Origin of the sequence: Bradyrhizobium guangzhouense (genome assembly GCF_004114955.1) — a bacterium.
GTDB classification, from domain to species: domain Bacteria; phylum Pseudomonadota; class Alphaproteobacteria; order Rhizobiales; family Xanthobacteraceae; genus Bradyrhizobium; species Bradyrhizobium guangzhouense.
Window position 1 is genome coordinate 3,832,356 of the sequence record NZ_CP030053.1, and the last position, 17,298, is coordinate 3,849,653.

Here is a 17,298-nt window from a genome sequence, read left to right on the forward strand (position 1 = left end):
TGGTAACCGTATCCGAGTGGAGTCGTTGCCCCGCCGCAACATAAGACGCGGTCAAGCGCGACGGAACTACCTCGGGGTGGTTCTCAGTGGAAACTCTTCACGTGCAGCATCCCGGCCACACTTCTGATTCAGAACGGGATTTTAACGGGGATTTCGGCCGTCAGAAGACGAAGGCGGCCGCCTGTTCCAGGCCGGGGAGCACCGGGGCAGCCGCGTCGAACAGCGGCCGGTAGCCGAACTCGCCATGGGAGCGGGTCACGATCACGGCCCGCGATGGCCTGGATTCGGCCGAGACCCCCACCAGACGACCGCCCTCCCCGAGCTGGCCAAACAGGCCGTCCGGCGTCACCTCGGTCGCACCGTTGAGGACGATCACGTCATAGGGCGCGGCAGCCGGGTCGCCCTCGGCGCAGGCGGCGGCCTTGCAGGTCACGTTGGTGAGCCCGAGCGCGGCGAAGGCGTCCTGGGCTTTCGTCACCAGCGCCGAATCGCTTTCCGTGGCCGTAACCTGGCGCGCGAGCTTCGCGGTCAGCGCGGCGAGGTAACCTGTCGCGCATCCGACCACCAGCACGTTGTCGCCCTCGCCGATCTCGGCGGCCTGGAGCAGCTTGCCGATCAGTTGCGGCTTGATCAGGAAGCGCTTGGCTCCGCCCTCGCTGACGTCGAGATCGAGATCGAGATAAGCCAGTGCCTGTCGGCTCGCAGGCACAAAGGCCTCGCGGGGAACCGTGAGCATGGCATCGAGAATGCGGCGATCGGTGACGTCATTGGTGCGCACCTGGCCATCGACCATTTTCTGGCGCGCGGTCGAGAAACCGGACATTTGCAGACCCTGCAAGGCGGACGATGCCGCGGAGATGAATTCGCGGCATCTTTGGAACAGGCTCCGCGAAAACGCAACACGTCCGTTGGCCGGTCGGCCAACGGCTGCGCAACGTCAGCGCATGGGGGCGCGGCGGCCTATTCGATCGCAACCGCCAGACGGCCAATCAGGGCCGCCACTTCGTCCAGCCGCGCCGAATCGGGTGTCTCGATCGCGCGAGCAAGACAGGCCAAGCACTGGTCATCGCTCAATTCAGGGATATCAGCCGGCAGAATCGAGGGGGCCTGGCGGGCACGATCGATCTGGATGTCGGGCATGTGAATCAGCTCCGTAAGAGTCCGGCCCAACTACGCTCGATGTGAATTAAGTCGATTTGGTGCCGCCTGTGTTGCGCTGCGTGTCTCGGCGTACACATCCGCTTGAACGCGATTCTGCTGGGAATACCGGCGAGATGGCGTTGAGAGATCGGTCGAGCAAGATCGCGCGCAACATCAATGCGCGCCTGCAAATAATTGAAAATAAAGCGGAATTTGGCTCCCCGGGCTGGATTCGAACCAGCGACCATCCGATTAACAGTCGGATGCTCTACCGCTGAGCTACCGAGGAAAAGGGCGAACCGTTCGTTCGCGCGCGGCTGCGTATAACAAAGCCGATTGCGCTTGCAAAGGACGAATTCGTCATCATCCGCAAAGCATCGAGGAAGGGCTGATCCAGCCCCTCCTCAGGCTCGGATCAGGCCGAGTTATTCGGCGACAAACGAGGTGGTCTTGGTGCCGGGGTCGTAGCGCAGCCGCAGCGCTGTGAACTTGCAGAGGTTGACGTTCTTCCACAGCACGGACTCGTTGTAGTTCTGCCAGTCGACGCGGATGTTCCAGACGCAACCTTCATCGTCATCGTCGAACTCGACATAGGTGCTCGCCTGGTTCTGCAAGACCTTGTCAAGTTCGTTGTCCCATTCGTCCAGGCCATCGTCAGGGGCATTGAAGCCCAGGAATTTGATGGCGTAGCCGGTCTCGTTGACGACAGTGACGTTGCGCGCATCGGCGGCAAAGGCTGCCGTGGCGGTGAGAGACAGGCCGACGGCAATAAGTCCGGAGAGAAAATACTTCATCTGAAATCCCCCGATCGAAACAGGCATCAGCGCCCGACGTCGATCGGCGCAGGCGCCGCGGCAACAAACAATGTTGCCTTGAGAAATTCGTCCGGAGCGCAGTCGAAAGGTTCAACACACAATCGAACTGCACTCCGGAGCCGTGCGCGACGCGAGACGCGCACGAGCAGTTTTTATCGTTTCGATTTCTCAGCAGCAATGAACCGGCATTCACAGATCGGCGGAGTTTGTTTTCTCCGGCGCGGGCACCGCCGCCGGCGTTACCGCCGCACCATTGGCCTTGCCGGTCACCGCGCCGACCAGTGCCTTCACGGGATCATCGCCGGGCGCAAAGCCGCCCTGGCGCAGGATCTCGTCGATCATCGGCCGCAGTGCATGCACCTTGAGGAGCTCGCCGGCGAGCCCCTCGCCGAAGCCGACGCCGCCGCCCGCAGCCCCGTTGCTGCCGAACGCGCCGCCCGTATGCAGGATGCGGACGTCCTTGAGATTGGCGATCGGCTTGACCATCTCCGCCAGCGCCAAAGGCATCGTCTCGATCCTCTTCTTGGCGATCTCGAAATCAATCACGTTGCTGCCAAGCTTGTTCTGCGCCTCGTTCTTCATGGTGATGACCGCAGCCTCGGCCTCGCCGATATTGCGGACGCCAACCGCCTTGATCTTGTTGGACTCAGCCTCGGCGGTCGCCAGCGTCTTGACGGCCTCGGCGCGGTCGAGCGAGGCCTTCTTGTCGGCTTCGGCCGCGACGATCAGCTCGGTCGATTTGCGCTCGGCCTCGGTGCGGGCCGCAAGTACCTGGGTGAGACGGGCGCGATCGGCGACCTCAACGGCGCGCGCGGTGACGACCTTTTCCTCCGCCGAGACGGCCAGCGCTTCGGCGGCCTTGGCTTGGGCCACGGCCTCGGAGGTCTGCTTGCTCTTGGACGCGATCTGGATCTCGTTCTCTTGCGTGGCGATCTGGATCTCGCGCTGCGCGTCGGTCTTGCGCTTGTTGATGGCGAGATCCGATTCGATGACCGCGGTTTCCTTGACCTGCTTGGCGCCGGCCTCCTTCTCCGCGACCGCCCGGTCGGTGTCGATGCGGGCGTTCTCTTCCGTCAGGCGCGCGGTCTGTGTCGCGGTTGCGACTTCGGCGCGGGTGCTCGCGGTCTTGTTGGCGATGTCGCGCTCCTGCGACAGCTCGGCCTCCTTCTTGGTCCGCTCGATCCCCAGCGTCTGCTGGCGCGCCTCGAGATCCTTCTGGGCGATCGCGACCTCGTTGTCGCGCACGATGGCATTGCGGTCGCGGCGGCGGGTCTCGGTGATGGTCTTGAGCTGGGTCAGGCCCTCGGCGTCGAAGAAGTTCTCCGGATTGAAGAACTTGACGTCGGTCTGGTCGAGCTTTGTCAGTGACACCGACTCCAGCTCGAGGCCGTTCGATTTCACGTCGGACTCCACGGTCGCCTGCACGTGCTTGACGAAGTCCGAGCGCTTTTCCTGGAGTTCCAGGATGGTCATGGTCGCCGCCACCGAGCGCAGGCCGTCGACGAATTTTGCCTCGACCTGGTTGCGGAGGGCCTCTGCATCGTTGGTGAGTGCGCCCAAGGTCTGGCTCGCGAGTGCAATGCTTTCGTCATCGGGGCGAACGCGGACGTAGAATTCGGCGACGATGTCGACGCGCAGCCGGTCCTTGGTGATCAGGGACTCCCGTTCCTTGCGCTCGACCGTGAGCCTGAGCGTTTTCAGGTTGACGCTGGCATAGGAGTGGAAGATCGGCAGGATCATGGCGCCGCCGTCGAGCACGACTTTCTTGCCCCCTAAGCCGGTGCGCACGAAGGCCTCGTCGCGCGTCGCGCGTTTGTAGAGAATGGTGAAGATAATGCCCAAGACGATGATCAGCGCGACGCCGATCATGGCCGGGACTGCAATGTCGAACATGACTTTCTCCAATAATGACCTAGCTGCTGCTTAGAGCGGGTTTGGTCGGTTTTAGTTCATCGTCGGCCCTGACAGCCACGAAGCGGGTATCGATGCGATCGACCAGCAGCACGAGCGTGCCCTGCGGCAGAGGCGAAGAACTGGGAGCGGCCACCGCGGAGACGAAGTGGCGGTTGCCGTGGATATCGGCGACGCTGACGCGCCCGGGCGGGCCCTGGTCGAGCGGGCCGACGACCACCTCGCCGACGCGGCCGACGAGATCGCCGAGGCCGATCGCGTAGCTTTCATCCTTCGGAATGATCCGGGCGATGCCCCGGCTCATTCCGCGGACCAGCGGGATCGAGACGCCGACCGCCGCAAGCGAGGCGAGACCGGCCGGCAAGGGCCCGGCCACCATCCGGGCAACGTCCTGGATGAGGAAGCCGGTGATCGAGAAAGCCCCCAGCGCCAGCAGCAGGAAGATCAAGAGCGGCACGCCGCCGACATTGATCCAGGAGATGGCGTTGATCACACCATTGTCGCTGGGATGGCTGAAATCGATGCTGGTGCCGAGCATCTCGCTCAAGGAGGCCCCGACCAGCATCGTGACCACTTCGAGCGTGCCGACGATGAGGATCATGGCCGCCGTGATCGCGAACGGCCGGACCTCGGGCGACATGACGTGTTCGAGCAATGCGCTCATGACACGATACTCGTCAGGAGCGCGACTTCAACCGCGCGAGCCTGGCCGCAATCTCCTTGTCGCGATGGAGCGCGCTGAGCTCGTCGATGTCGCTCGAATACGGAATGCCCGCCGGCACGCCGGTGACGCGCGCCACCGCCCGGCCGGCACGCAACGCCTTCGCCGCAGCCGACGTGCCGCCGCGCTTGCGGGGCGAATGCGAGGCCTGGTGGCTTGCTTCGGCCTCGCTCTTTGCGAGATCGACGCGGCGCTGCTCGGCATCCTGCAGCGCCGAGAGCACGGCGCGCAGCGACGTCACGCATTGCTCGATCTTCTCGTTGTTCTCGTCGATGGCGCGGGACAGCACCTCGAACTGTGCCTCAAGATCCATCTGCCGGGCGATGCCGGCACGGGCGAGATCGTCGCGACCGTCGGTGATCGCGCCCTCGATCTTGGCGGCGAGGTCAGTCATCTCGCGTTCGATCTCGGTGCGGCGGGCGTTGAGGCGGTATTCCTCGGCGCGCGCGGCGGCGAGCGCATCGCGGGCCTCGCTCTCGGCGCGCTCGATCTCGCGAATGGCCTGGCCGACCACTTTCAGCTTGTTGTTACCTTCCGCCTGCTCGATCGCGTCATAGGCGATGCCGGCGATCAGACGTCCGACCCGGGACAGGAAATTCTCGGGAGCGGCTGCGATGGTATCCATGGCGTTCTCCTCCTCTGGCAGACTGTTCGGCGTGACGCCGTAGTGAACCTCGAAACCGTCGTCGGTGCGGATCAGGTGCGCGGGCACGCTCTGGCCCCAGCCCTCCGCGTAGCCGACGTAGTCGAAGGGCACGCTGAAGCGCCCCTGCACGGTGGAAATCGAAATGGTGGCCGGCCCCTTGATCTTGGCGAGCTTGTCATCGAGCGGCAGGCGGCGGCCATACGCCGCGCGATACTCGGCCCGGTCGCGCAGGCCCAGCGTCACCAGCCGCGACGGCAGCGCAGTCTCTTTCCGGATCGGCTCATAGGCATGGGCGTGCAGCAGCACGACGTTGGAGCCCACATTGTGGGTCCGCGCGACCTCATCGAGGATCTCCATCATCCGGTCATAGGCCTGGAACGTCGCCTCCATGGCGGCCTTGGCGGCCGGGTCAGGGGCAAGCCTGTATCGAAGCGCCGATGGCGCGTTTCGGGGCGACGGGCTCATGGAAAGCACTAAAGCACCATTTTGGTGCTTTACAAGGGGAGAACTCGATCACGTTCCACTGATCCTGATGCACTCTATGGGTTAGTCGCCGTCGCCGGGGGCCGCGTTCAAGGCAGGGCCGTCACTCCCAGATCACCGCCGATCAAGACTTCTTGCACGCGCGGGTTGCAGTTTGATGGAAAATCGGAAGCCGATTAGCTCACCCACTTCCCCGACGGATCATCCGACTGTTAATCGAATGGTCGGCGTTCCGATTCACGTTATCCAGAAGCGCTCAGCTCCGACCGGACAACCATCGATGGCTCCTCCGCATCAGGCGACCGGCTCTCGCGCTCGAACCGCCCGGCTGCCGTGGGCGCTCGCAGTCAGGATCGTGTACTGGCTGGTGTTGACAATGTTCATCTCCGTGGCGTGGTCGGCGGCTCAGGCCGAGACCGCCAAGCTGCGTGTCGCGACCCGCATCGTGCCGCCCATGGTGGTCGAAAAGAACGGCGTGCTGGGCGGCTTCAGCATCGAACTCTGGAACAGCATCGGCAAACGACTGAACCGCGAGACCGAATATGTCGTGTTGCCCGATGTGAGCGAATTGCTCGACGCGGTGGCAAGCGGACGCGCCGATCTCGCCATCGCAGCGATCTCGGTCACGTCGGAGCGAGAGGACAGGTTCGACTTCTCTCAGCCGATCATGAACTCAGGCTTGCAAATCCTGGTACGCGGCACGGCCGTCAATGTCGAAGCCAATCCGCTGCGCGAGCTGATGCAATTGTTCTTCTCGCGCACCCTGCTGGTCTGGCTCGGCATTGCGCTGCTCCTGATCCTCGTGCCGGCGCATCTGATGTTCCTGGTCGAACGCACGCATCACAGCGGCATCATTCCAACCAAACAATATTTCCCCGGCATTTTCCATGCGATGTTCTGGGCGGCGGGCACGCTGGCCACCCAGGCCGATCAGATGCCGCGGCACTGGATGGCTCGCATCGTGGCCGTGCTGTGGATGTTCACGGGCGTGGTGTTCGTCGCGTTCTATACGGCGCAGCTGACGGCTTCATTGACGGTGCAGCAGATCAAGGGGCCGATCAATAACCAGCAGGACCTTGTCGGCAAGACCGTCGGCACCACGAGGGGTAGCACGGCAACGGCCTATCTGAACGAGCTCAAGGCACAGGTTCGCGAGTTCGAGAAGGTCGATGACCTCTACAAGGCGCTGCTGGACCGGCAGGTCGACGCCGTCGTGTTCGATGCGCCCGCCCTGCTCTACTACACCACGCACGACGGCAGCAGATTGGCGCGGACCGTTGGTGACGTGTTTCACAGGGAAGACTACGGCATCGTCTTTCCCACCGGCAGTCCATTGCGCAAGCAGGTCAACGAAGCCCTTCTGGGACTGCGCGAGAACGATACCTACCAGCGGATCTACGAGGAATGGTTCGGCAAGCGCTAGTCGATCAGCGAACCGGGATCCCGTCATTCGACGGCGTGCAAATCAGATGATTTCGCTGCAAAGCGTATCTACGTCATGAATCTGTCAGATATGATTCGAAGCCCTTCCGGGTCTGCGTCGGATATCAGCCATTCAACAGCTTGTCCGCAGCATATCCACAGTCATCGCCCGAAGGATTTGTGCAGGAGTCGCAAAGTACTTGCTGCGCACAAATCCACAGGGAGATCGTCAGCCTCCGGCCTGGTCGAACACGCTGCGGCAGGCCTCGCTCAGGCTCGAGCGGTTGCGGCGCAGGCACGCGGTGATCGCACGCACGTTGGGGATTTCGCCGGCGCAGAGCCGGTAGACGTCGGGGGTGCAGGCCCGGCGCTGCTCCGCTGTGCCCTGCTGCGCGTCCGCGGTGGATGCAAACAACGTCAGGAACAGGCCGAGTGTGGAAGCGCGACGCGCCCGGCTTCTCACACCCGCAAACCGCAAGAACCTCGCCTTCATGACCGGTCTCCTGTCTACCCTGCCCGCCCGGCCGCCTTGGCCGGTGTGGGCAAAGAGGTAGGAGGAATAAATCGCGGGGGATGTGATCTCCTTCACACTTGCCGCCGCCTGGAGCCGCCTAGAGTTCCATCGGGGCTTTCTGGGGACTTTTCAGAAATCGCTAACCAAATCGATCCCGATCGCCCGATCGTTAAAATGCGAACGATCGGATCAATCGGGAAACAAACCGGCTTTGCGACAGTGCGCCATCCGCGTTCCGGAGGGTGTGATGAGCGAAGCCGAATTCAATTTGATGCTGGATGCCGTCCGGGACGCCATGATTCACGACAATTTCGCAGCCGCGCCGGAGGAGGACTTCGTGCCCCGTTCGTGGAGCTTCGACGCGGCGGGCAAAACCGCGCTCAAGGCCGCGAACGACAATGAGGGCGCCTGGCCCCTGCTGCCCTTTCCGGACGGCTGGTACGCCGCCTGCTGAGACCCTCCGGCCGAGCCTGACGGCCGGCCACTAGCCTCCGATCAATTCTTGACGCTGTCCTCGTCGTCCTGCTGCGCCCTGTCGGGTGCCGCCGGCGGGAAGATGCTGTCATAGATCGCGCGCGCCTCGGCAATGAGGCGAGCCCTCTCCAGCTCGGATTTCGGGATAAACCGGACGATCTCGCCCACGTGTGCTCCAGCGCTCGATGGATGGGACTGATCCCTTCGCAGATGCGAAGTTTATGCCATCGGGCCTGAATCGAGGGTTTCCAACAAGCCCCGGGCAAACCCGGTGGGCGCGGCTCGCGGCGGCGCTGTCCGCGTCTTTCACGGACCGGCACGACATCAAAATTTATGATGAAATATCAGAAGCTTGATGATGGAGGCCACGTCGGGACTCGAACCCGAGTAAACGGTTTTGCAGACCGGCGCGTAACCACTCCGCCACGTGGCCCCGTAAGGGCGGAGCAATATAGGGGATCAACGGCTTAGGCAACCCCGACGGGGCAGTTACACCTTCGCGGCCCCGAGGTATCGGGCGAGAACCTCCTCCGTCGTGCCTGATACCACGATCCGCCCCTGTTCCAGCAGGATGGCGCGGTTGCAGGTGCTCTTGATCAGATCGAGATCGTGCGAGGCCAGCACCAGGATGCCGGCGCGGGCCACGATCTCATCGAGTCGCAGCCTGGCTTTCTTCCGGAACTGCTGGTCGCCGACGCCGATCCATTCGTCGAGCAGCACGATCTCGCCTTCCACGGCGGTGGCGACCGCGAAGATCAGGCGCAGCATCATGCCGCTGGAGTAGGTGCGCAGCGGCAGGTCGAGCCGATCGCCGAGCTCGGTGAACTCGGCGATCTCGGCGCGCCGCGCGTCGATCTCGATGCGCCGTGCGCCGATCACGAGGCCGCGGCGCATGATGTTCTCGTAACCGGTCGCCTCCTCGTCGAAGCCGGCCGAGAGGTCGAACAGCGAGAGGCGGCGGCCGAGCACGTCGAGGCTACCGGCGGTCGGATGGTAGATGCCGGCGAGAACCCGCAAGAGCGTGGTCTTGCCGGCGCCATTGGCGCCGACGATGGCGAGGCGATCCCCCGCACGGATATCGAGGTCGATGCCGTCAAGCGCCGTGACGATGTGTGGACGCGCTGCCGCACGGCGCAGCGTCACGGCGCGAACGAAGCGGCTGCGCAGCGAGCGATCGCGGAACGAGAGTACCGGGAACGTCACCGAGACATTGCGCAGCATGATGTGGGCTTGGGGGCTCATCCCGCGCCTCACAGCCAATACGCCACGCGGCGGCGGTATCTTGCGTAGCAGCCGAGCCCGATGGCCGCCGCAGTGAGCGCGTACGCGATGCCCAGCAGCCAATGCGCCGCGTCTATCGGCTGCGACAATAGCGGCTTGCGCACGAGATCGAGCAGCGTCGTAAACGGATTGACCCATGTCAGCCAGGCGAGCGCGGTGCCGCGCACGCTGTCCTCGGTCCAGATCACGGGGGTGAGGAAGAAAACAAATTGCAGGCCGCTCACGATGGCAGATCCAATGTCGCGAAAGCGCGCGCAGAGCACACCGAGCGCGACTGCGCCGCCGAGAAGAACGATCAGCAGAAGCGCAAAGCCGGGCAGCGCGAGCAGCATGGTCGAGCGTAGCGGCCAGGGCATCGCGACATGGAGCATGACGACGATCAGGAGATGATGGGCGAAGATGAGGACGTTGCGCGCGATCATCTGCAGCACGTGCACGATCAGCGGTGCCGGCACGGCCTTGATCAGATGGCCGGAGGCCACGAAGACGTTGGCGCCTTCCTGGAGCGTGGTCGCGATCAGCGTCCAGACGATCAGACCGACCGCGAAAGGCGGCAGGAAAGCAGCGATGTCCTGCTTGAACAGCGCGGCATAGACCGTGCCGACGCTTGCGATGGTCGCTGCCAGCGTCAGCGTGATCCAGAGCGGTCCGATCACGGTTCGTCGGTAACGCAACGAGATGTCCATCAGGGCGAGCGTGCCCCAACGATCGAACTGCGCGGCCTGGGCCAGGATCTCCTTCGCTGCGCTCAGAATTCGGCTGCCCCCTTCTGGCTCCGGACCGGTCGACCGGCGGTCTGTATCTGCCCGTTCATTGCAGGGCAATCAACCGTTGAAGGGACGTCGGCCTGACGTCATGACCGTTTGCCGCGGCGGAAATCGCGCCGGCGGCCCTTTGGCGCCGGCTTCGGCGCCAGGTCCGGCATCTCGGCCTGAACTTCGCGGTAGCGTGTCAACAGCCGTTCAAAACTGGCGTTCAGCGTCTCGGCGATGTCGGGGCGCCGCTCGAGCCCCGCCAGCAGCGTGGCCGCGGCCTCGATGGTCGATAGTCCATCCTTGCGCGGCTCCTTGCGCAGGCGACCATAGCGCGACGGATGTTTCGGGTTGAGGATGATGCGCTGGCATTTCAGCATCCAGGGATTGCGCCACCACAGCGCCTTCGCCTGGCTCCAGGTGCCGTCGAGCAGCACCACGCCTTCGAGCTTGTTGAAGATGGCACGCTGGTTCTCCGCGACCTCGCCCTTGCGGTTGAGCGCGACGATCTCGCCCTCCACGTCGAGGTCAGCCGCGCGCGCCGAGCCGAGATAGAGCACAGCCCAATGCGAGGCGTTCTCGATGGGATGGCCGAGCGCCTTGGACAGGCTCGGCCAGGACAGGCCGACCTTCACGGTCGCATCAGCGAAATGCTTCGCCAGCAGTCGCGCAGTGCCGAGCGCCCTGTCCTGCTCCTGCGGATGCTGCAGGATAAGGAGCGACAGCTTGTTCTCGATCGGGGTGACACTGTCGCAGATGCAGAGCGGCATCGGCTTCTGGCAGTGCGGGCATTCAGGGATCGGCTCAGGCGCTGTGGCCGCGGTCTCGGCTGGGTTCGACATGACCGCCGCTATACGCTCCGCACGGCGGTTCAACAACCTATTCCGCCGGGGCGGCCAGCGGCTGCGGCTCGGACCGCCGACGCAGGCGGTCAATCAGCAGGTAAATCACGGGCGTGGTGTAGAGCGTCAGGACCTGCGAGACGAACAGGCCGCCGATGATGGTGATGCCGAGCGGGCGGCGCAGCTCCGTGCCTGGCCCGGTCGCGACAACAAGCGGAATGCCGGCGAACAGCGCCGCCATGGTCGTCATCAGGATCGGGCGGAAACGCGCCTGGCAGGCCTCGAAGATCGCCTCCGCCGAGGACAGGCCGCGCTGGCGCTCGGCGTCGAGCGCAAAGTCGACCATCATGATGCCGTTCTTCTTGACGATGCCGATCAGGAGGATGATGCCGACAAAGGCGATCACCGTCAGCGGCGTGTTGGTGATCTGCAGCGCCAGCAGCGCGCCGAGGCCGGCCGAGGGCAGCGTCGAGATGATCGTGAGCGGATGGGCGAGGCTCTCGTAGAGCACCCCGAGCACGATATACATCGCCACCAGCGCGCCGAGGATCAAGAGCGGCTGGCGGCCGCTGGTCTTGGCGAAATCGCCGGCATTGCCGTCAAAGCTGCCGCGGATGCCCTCGGGCATGTGCAATTCATCGACCGCACGCTGGATGTTCTGCGTGGCGGCCTGGAGCTCGACGCCGGGCAACGTGTTGAACGACACTGTGGTCGAAGGGACCGACTGCGAATGATAGACCGCGAGCGCGGCAAGCCCGCGTGTCGCGTGGACCACCGCCGAAAGCGGCACCTGCACGTCGCCCGCACCCGCGACATAGATCCGCTCGAGATTGGACGGATCGACCTGGAATTTCGGATCGATCTCCAGCACGGTCATGTACTGGTTGCGCTGGGTGTAGATGATCGAGATCTGGCGCTGCGAGAAGGCGTTGTTCAAGGCATTGTCGATGTCCTGAACCTTGACGCCGAGCGCTGCAGCCTTCTGGCGATCGATGTTCAATGTGAGCTGAAGTCCGCCGGGATCGCGGTCGCTCGAAATGTCGGTGATGCCCTCGACCGTCTCCATGCGCTTGGCCACGATCGGCGCCCATTTCTGCAGCAGGTCGAGGTCGGTGCTCGAGAGCGTGTACTGGTAATTGGAATCGCTCTGCCGGCCGCCGGCGCGGACATCCTGCGCGGCGAACATGAACAGGCGAATGCCCGGTACGGGGAACAACGCCTTCCGGAGACGATCGATCACGACCTGGGTCGAGACGTGGTCGCGCTCCTCGGGCGGCTTCAGGCTGATATACATGACGCCGCGGTTCGAGGTCGCGCCTCCCGGCCCGGCTCCGCCCCCTACGGTCGAACCGATGCCGGCCACAGCCGGGTCCTGCATCACGATGTCGGCCAGCCTTTGCTGGAGCGTCAGCATCGACTGGAACGAGATGTCCGCCGAGGCCCGTGTCGCACCGATAACGAAGCCGGAATCGTCCGTCGGGAAATAACCCTTGGGCACCTTGGCATAGAGCACCACCGTCAGGCCGATGGTGGCGAAGAACACCAGCAGCGTCAGCAATGGGAATTCGAGCACCGCCCGCAGGGTGCGGGCGTAGAACGCGACGATGCGCGACAGCGAGCCTTCGATCAGGCGATCGAACAGCGTGGCGGACTCCGAGGTGGTCTGCTTGACATAATGCGCGCAGATCATCGGCGTGACCGTCAGCGACACCAGGGTCGACACGACGATCGCGAAGGTCAGCGTCAGCGAGAATTCGCGCAGCAGGCGGCCGACGATACCGTCCATGAAGATCAGCGGCGTGAACGCCGCGATCAGCGACAGGCTGATCGAAACCACCGTGAAGCCGATCTGCTTGGCGCCCACGAGCGCCGCCTGCATCGGCCGCATGCCGTGCTCGAGATTGCGGAACATGTTCTCGATCATGACGATGGCGTCGTCGACCACGAAGCCGACCGAGATCGCGAGCGCCATCAGCGACAGATTGTCGATCGAGAAACCTGCGACCCACATGCCGGCGCAGGTGCCGGCCAGCGCCAGCGGCACCGATATGCCGGCGGCAATCGTCGGCGTCAGGCGGCGCAGGAACACGAACACCACGACCATCACCAGCACGGCGGTCGCGAGCAGCGTCCACTGCATGTCCATCACGCTGGCGCGGATCGTCGAGGTGCGATCGACCAGGGTGGAGACGTCGACACCGGCCGGGATCCACTGCTTCAGCGCGGGGATCAGCGCCTTGACCCGGTCGACCGTGTCGATGACGTTGGCATCGCCCTGCTTGGTGATCTGGATCAGCACCGCCGGTTGCTTGTTGAACCAGGCGATCGAGCGCGCGTTGCGGACGCTGTCCTCGATGTCGGCGACGTCGGAAAGGCGGACGAAATTGCCGTTCGAGCTCTTGATGACGATGTCGCGGAATTCCTGCGCCGTGCGCATCTGCCTGTTCAGCGACAGCGTCTCGCTCTGGCGCTCGCCGTTGAAGATTCCGACGGGACCAAGCGGGTTGGCGTTGACGATCGCGGTGCGCACGTCGTCGGTCGCTATCCCCGCATTCGACAGTGCCACCGGGTTGAGTTGGATCCGAACCGCAGGCTGGTCGGCGCCTGACACCGTCACGTCGCCGACGCCGGGCACCTGCGAGATGCGCTGCGCCAGCACGGTATCGGCGACGTCGTAGATCGCGCTGGCGGACAGCGTCCTGGAGGTCAGCGCCAGCACGAAGACCGGTGCGCCGGCCGTGTTGGCCTTGCGAAAGCGCGGCAGCGCCGGCAGGTCGCTGGGCAGGTCGACGAGAGCCGCATTGATGGCGGCCTGCACGTCGCGCGCCGCCTTGTCGATGTTACGACCGATGTCGAACTGGAGCTGGATGTTCGCGGTGCCGAGCGACGACGTCGACGTGATCTGGTTGATCCCCGCGATCTCTCCGAGCCGCCGTTCCAGCGGCGCAGCCACGGTCGCGGCCATCACCGACGGGTCGGCGCCGGGCCGGCTTGCCGAGACGAAGATGGCGGGGAAGTCGACGTTCGGGACCGAGGCGACGGGGAGAAACTCGTAGGCGACGGCTCCCAGCAGGAACAGCCCGATCGACAGCAGTGTGGTCGCGACGGGGCGGCGGATGAAGGGCTCCGAGATCGATGCCATCACTGCATCCCCTCGGTCGCGCCGGCCGTCGGCGCCTCGGGCTCGGGCGGCGGCAGCGCCTGCTCGAGGCGGCGGTTGATGCGGTCGAGCGCGAGATAGATCACGGGCGTGGTGTAGAGCGTCAGCAGCTGGCTCAGCAGCAGGCCGCCGATGATGGAGATGCCGAGCGGAAAGCGCAGCTCGGCGCCGGTGCCGCTCTCGATCGCCAGCGGCAGCGCGCCGAACAGAGCTGCCAGCGTCGTCATCATGATCGGGCGAAAGCGCAACAGGCAGGCCTGCACGATGGCTTCGTGGGCCGGCATGCCCTGCCCGCGCTCGGCTTCGAGCGCGAAGTCGATCATCATGATCGCGTTCTTCTTGACGATGCCCATCAGGAGGATGATGCCGATCAGGCCGATCACCGAGAGGTCCTGCCCAAACAGCATCAGCGCCAGGATGGCGCCGACGCCGGCCGAGGGCAGCGTCGAGAGGATCGTGATCGGGTGGATGTAGCTCTCATAGAGCACGCCCAGCACGATGTAGATCGTGATCACCGCGGCGAGCAGCAGCCAGGGCTGGCCGGCCAGCGCTTTGGCGAATTCGGCGGCGTCGCCGGCATAGACGCCGACGATGCTATTGGGCATCTCGATCCGGGTTTCGATCGCTTTCACCGCCTCGACGGCGTCGCCGAGCGCAGCTCCCGGCGCGAGGTTGAAACTGAGCGAGATCGCCGGGAATTGCGCCTGGTGCGAGATCGCCAGCGGCGCCGTGGTACGCTTCAAGGTCGCCACCGCGTCGAGCGGCACTTGCGCGTTGGGCGCGCCGGCGGTCGCGCTGGCGCCGCCCGGTAGATACAGCTTCGACAGGATCGAGGGATCGCGCTGGTACATCGGCAGCGCCTCCAGCACCACGCGGTACTGGTTGGCCTGGCCGTAGATGGTCGAGATCTGCCTTTGGGCAAAAGCGTCGTTGAGCGTGTCGGTGATGGCTTGCAGGCTGACGCCGAGCTGGCCGGCGCGGGTGCGGTCGACCTCCAGCTGCGCGCGCAGGCCACCTTCCTGGGCTTCCGAGGAGACGTCGCGGAACAAGGGATCGTGCCGCATCTCGTCGACGAGCTTCTTCGCCCATTCCGACACCAGCGCCGCGTCGGTGCCGGTCAGCGTGTACTGGTACTGCGAGCGGCTCGACTGGGTCGAGATCTGCACGTCCTGCACCGGCTGGAAATAGACGGTCATGCCGGGAATGCCGGAGACCTTCTCCTTCAACCGCGCAATGACCACGCCGACATCGTCGCGTCGCTCGCCGCGCGGCTTCAAGGTCATGACCAGGCGCCCGACATTGGTGGTCGGATTGACCGAACCCGCGCCGATCACCGAGACCACGCCCGTGACGTCAGGATCGGCCTTGATGGCGTCGGCGGCATCGGTTTGACGCTTCTGCATCTCGGCAAACGACACGTCAGGCCCGGCTTCGGTCACGGCCGTGATCGAGGCGGTGTCCTGCAGCGGCAAAAACCCCTTTGGCGCGACCACATAGAGAACGAGAGTTGCGGCCAGCGTGACAAAAGTCACGACCAGCGTGGTGCGCTGGTGCCGCAAAACCACGAGCAGCGTGCGGTGATAGGATTCGACCGTGCGGTCGATGAAGCGGCTGACGGCGGCGAGGCCCGGAATCGCGAGCTCCTCATGGGCGTGCTTGAGCAGCCGCGAGCACATCATCGGCGTCAGCGTCAGCGAGACCACCGCCGAGGTCACGACCGCGATGGTCAAGGTCAGCGCGAATTCGCGGAACATGCGTCCCACGAGGCCAGACATGAACAGCAGCGGGATGAACACCGCAATCAGCGACACCGTCAGCGAAATCACGGTGAAGCCGATTTCGCTGGCGCCCTTGAGCGAGGCCGTCATCGCGTTGTCGCCATTCTCCATGTGGCGGACGATATTCTCGATCATGACGATGGCATCGTCGACGACGAAGCCGGTGCCGATCGTCAACGCCATCAGCGACAGATTGTCGAGGCTGAAGCCGGCGAAATACATGATGCCGAAGCTCGTGATCAGCGACAGCGGCAACGCGACGCCGGCAATCACGGTTGCGCGCAGCGAGCGCAAGAACAGCAGCACGACCAGGGTTACCAGCACAACGGCAAGCACGAGCGTGAACTGCACGTCATGGACCGAAGCGCGAATGGTGACGGTGCGGTCGGAGACGATCGTCAGTTTGACGCCGGCCGGAATCGCACGTTGCACCTTCGGGATCTCGGCACGGATCTGCTTGACGACGTCGATGACATTGGCGCCGGGCTGGCGCTGGATGTCGATGATCACGGCCGGCGTGCCCTGGTACCAGCCGCCGGTGCGGTCGTTCTCGAGCCCATCGACGATCTGCGCGACGTCGCCGATCGTCACGGGCGAGCCGTTGCGATAGGCGATGATAATCGGTCGGTAGGCGTCGGCGGCGGCGATCTGGTCGTTGGCCGCGATGATGTAGGCCTGCTGGGCGCCGTCGAGCGAGCCCTTCGGACCCGAGACGTTGGCGTTCGCGATGGCGGCGCGCAAGTCCTCCATGGCGATGCCGTAGGCGGCAAGCCGCGCCAGATCCGCCTGGATGCGCACGGCCGGCTTCAGCCCGCCGAGCACGGAGACGCGGCCGACGCCGGAGATCTGGCTGAGCCGTTGCGCCAGCAGCGTGTCGGCGATGTCGCTCATCGCCCGCAGCGAGATGGTGTCCGAACGCAGCGCCAGCGTCATCACTGGCGCGTCCGCCGGATTCACCTTGGCGTAAGTCGGTGGATAAGGCAGCGTCTTTGGCAGGACGCCGGCGGCGGCATTGATCGCGGCCTGCACGTCCTGGGTCGCACCGTCGATGTCGCGGTTGAGATCGAACTGGAGCGAGATCTGGCTGACGCCGAACGAACTCGTCGAGTTCATCGCCGTCAGCGACGGGATCTGGCCGAGCTGCCGCTCCAGCGGCGCGGTGATCAATGAGGCGATCACGTCGGGGCTGGCGCCCGGCAGCTGGGTCGACACCTGCACGGTCGGAAAGTCGACCTGCGGCAGCGCCGAGACCGGCAGCGCGAAATAGCCGAGCACGCCGCCAATCAGCAGCGCGATGCCAAGCAGCGACGTTGCGATCGGACGACGGATGAAGGGTTCAGAGACGCCCATGGGATGCGC

The 17,298-nt window shown here is 64.5% G+C and carries 15 protein-coding genes and 2 tRNA genes; 2 read left to right on the forward strand and 15 right to left on the reverse strand.

Annotation, left to right across the window (positions count from 1 at the left end; genetic code table 11):
• Positions 1-160 precede the first annotated feature (160 nt).
• The 7 genes from XH91_RS18470 to XH91_RS18500 all read right to left on the reverse strand — a co-directional run bounded on the left by XH91_RS18470 (position 161) and on the right by XH91_RS18500 (position 5,707).
• A complete protein-coding gene (locus XH91_RS18470; protein WP_164933819.1) occupies positions 161-823 on the reverse strand; it encodes a protein-L-isoaspartate O-methyltransferase family protein in 663 nt (220 codons plus the stop codon).
• A 137-nt stretch (positions 824-960) separates the two neighbouring features.
• Positions 961-1,140, reverse strand: a complete 180-nt coding sequence (locus tag XH91_RS18475) for a hypothetical protein (RefSeq protein WP_128951890.1) — start codon at positions 1,138-1,140, stop codon at positions 961-963.
• Between the two features lie 214 nt (positions 1,141-1,354).
• A tRNA-Asn gene (locus tag XH91_RS18480) sits at positions 1,355-1,429 on the reverse strand.
• A gap of 136 nt (positions 1,430-1,565) precedes the next feature.
• Positions 1,566-1,934 (reverse strand): hypothetical protein, encoded by a 369-nt coding sequence (locus tag XH91_RS18485; protein WP_128951891.1) that lies wholly within the window; start codon positions 1,932-1,934, stop codon positions 1,566-1,568.
• Positions 1,935-2,144: 210 nt separating this feature from the next.
• Positions 2,145-3,848: a flotillin family protein gene (locus tag XH91_RS18490; protein WP_128951892.1), complete on the reverse strand. Its 1,704-nt coding sequence runs from the start codon at positions 3,846-3,848 to the stop codon at positions 2,145-2,147.
• Between the two features lie 19 nt (positions 3,849-3,867).
• A complete protein-coding gene (locus tag XH91_RS18495) occupies positions 3,868-4,530 on the reverse strand; it encodes an OB-fold-containig protein (protein WP_128951893.1) in 663 nt (220 codons plus the stop codon).
• A 13-nt stretch (positions 4,531-4,543) separates the two neighbouring features.
• Complete coding sequence (locus XH91_RS18500; RefSeq protein WP_128951894.1) at positions 4,544-5,707, reverse strand: PspA/IM30 family protein; 1,164 nt, start codon at positions 5,705-5,707, stop codon at positions 4,544-4,546.
• Positions 5,708-5,996: 289 nt separating this feature from the next.
• On the opposite strand from XH91_RS18500, the gene XH91_RS18505 reads away from it, so the two are divergent.
• Positions 5,997-7,139, forward strand: coding sequence for a transporter substrate-binding domain-containing protein (locus XH91_RS18505; RefSeq protein ID WP_164933818.1), 1,143 nt, complete (start codon positions 5,997-5,999; stop codon positions 7,137-7,139).
• 228 nt (positions 7,140-7,367) lie between these two features.
• Here XH91_RS18505 and XH91_RS18510 read toward each other — a convergent pair whose 3' ends face one another.
• Positions 7,368-7,631: a hypothetical protein gene (locus tag XH91_RS18510; RefSeq protein WP_128951896.1), complete on the reverse strand. Its 264-nt coding sequence runs from the start codon at positions 7,629-7,631 to the stop codon at positions 7,368-7,370.
• Between the two features lie 268 nt (positions 7,632-7,899).
• Here XH91_RS18510 and XH91_RS38900 point away from each other — a divergent pair, with 268 nt between their 5' ends.
• Positions 7,900-8,106, forward strand: a complete 207-nt coding sequence (locus XH91_RS38900; protein ID WP_164933817.1) for a hypothetical protein — start codon at positions 7,900-7,902, stop codon at positions 8,104-8,106.
• Between the two features lie 41 nt (positions 8,107-8,147).
• Here the strand turns inward: XH91_RS38900 and XH91_RS38905 are convergent, their stop codons facing one another.
• The 7 genes from XH91_RS38905 to XH91_RS18545 all read right to left on the reverse strand — a co-directional run bounded on the left by XH91_RS38905 (position 8,148) and on the right by XH91_RS18545 (position 17,289).
• The gene (locus XH91_RS38905) at positions 8,148-8,294 is read right to left on the reverse strand and encodes a hypothetical protein (protein WP_164933816.1); all 147 of its coding nucleotides are present in this window, start codon (positions 8,292-8,294) and stop codon (positions 8,148-8,150) included.
• 191 nt (positions 8,295-8,485) lie between these two features.
• A tRNA-Cys gene (locus XH91_RS18520) sits at positions 8,486-8,559 on the reverse strand.
• 56 nt (positions 8,560-8,615) lie between these two features.
• Positions 8,616-9,368: an ABC transporter ATP-binding protein gene (locus XH91_RS18525; RefSeq protein ID WP_128951898.1), complete on the reverse strand. Its 753-nt coding sequence runs from the start codon at positions 9,366-9,368 to the stop codon at positions 8,616-8,618.
• Positions 9,369-9,376: 8 nt separating this feature from the next.
• A complete protein-coding gene (locus XH91_RS18530; protein WP_245477150.1) occupies positions 9,377-10,081 on the reverse strand; it encodes an ABC transporter permease in 705 nt (234 codons plus the stop codon).
• A 179-nt stretch (positions 10,082-10,260) separates the two neighbouring features.
• On the reverse strand, positions 10,261-11,001 hold the full coding sequence (locus XH91_RS18535; RefSeq protein ID WP_128951899.1) for a tRNA-uridine aminocarboxypropyltransferase: 741 nt from the start codon (positions 10,999-11,001) through the stop codon (positions 10,261-10,263).
• A 37-nt stretch (positions 11,002-11,038) separates the two neighbouring features.
• On the reverse strand, positions 11,039-14,143 hold the full coding sequence (locus XH91_RS18540; RefSeq protein ID WP_128951900.1) for an efflux RND transporter permease subunit: 3,105 nt from the start codon (positions 14,141-14,143) through the stop codon (positions 11,039-11,041).
• On the reverse strand, positions 14,143-17,289 hold the full coding sequence (locus XH91_RS18545) for an efflux RND transporter permease subunit (RefSeq protein ID WP_128951901.1): 3,147 nt from the start codon (positions 17,287-17,289) through the stop codon (positions 14,143-14,145). The genes XH91_RS18540 and XH91_RS18545 overlap by 1 nt, the downstream gene beginning before the upstream one ends.
• Between the last annotated feature and the right edge of the window lie 9 nt (positions 17,290-17,298).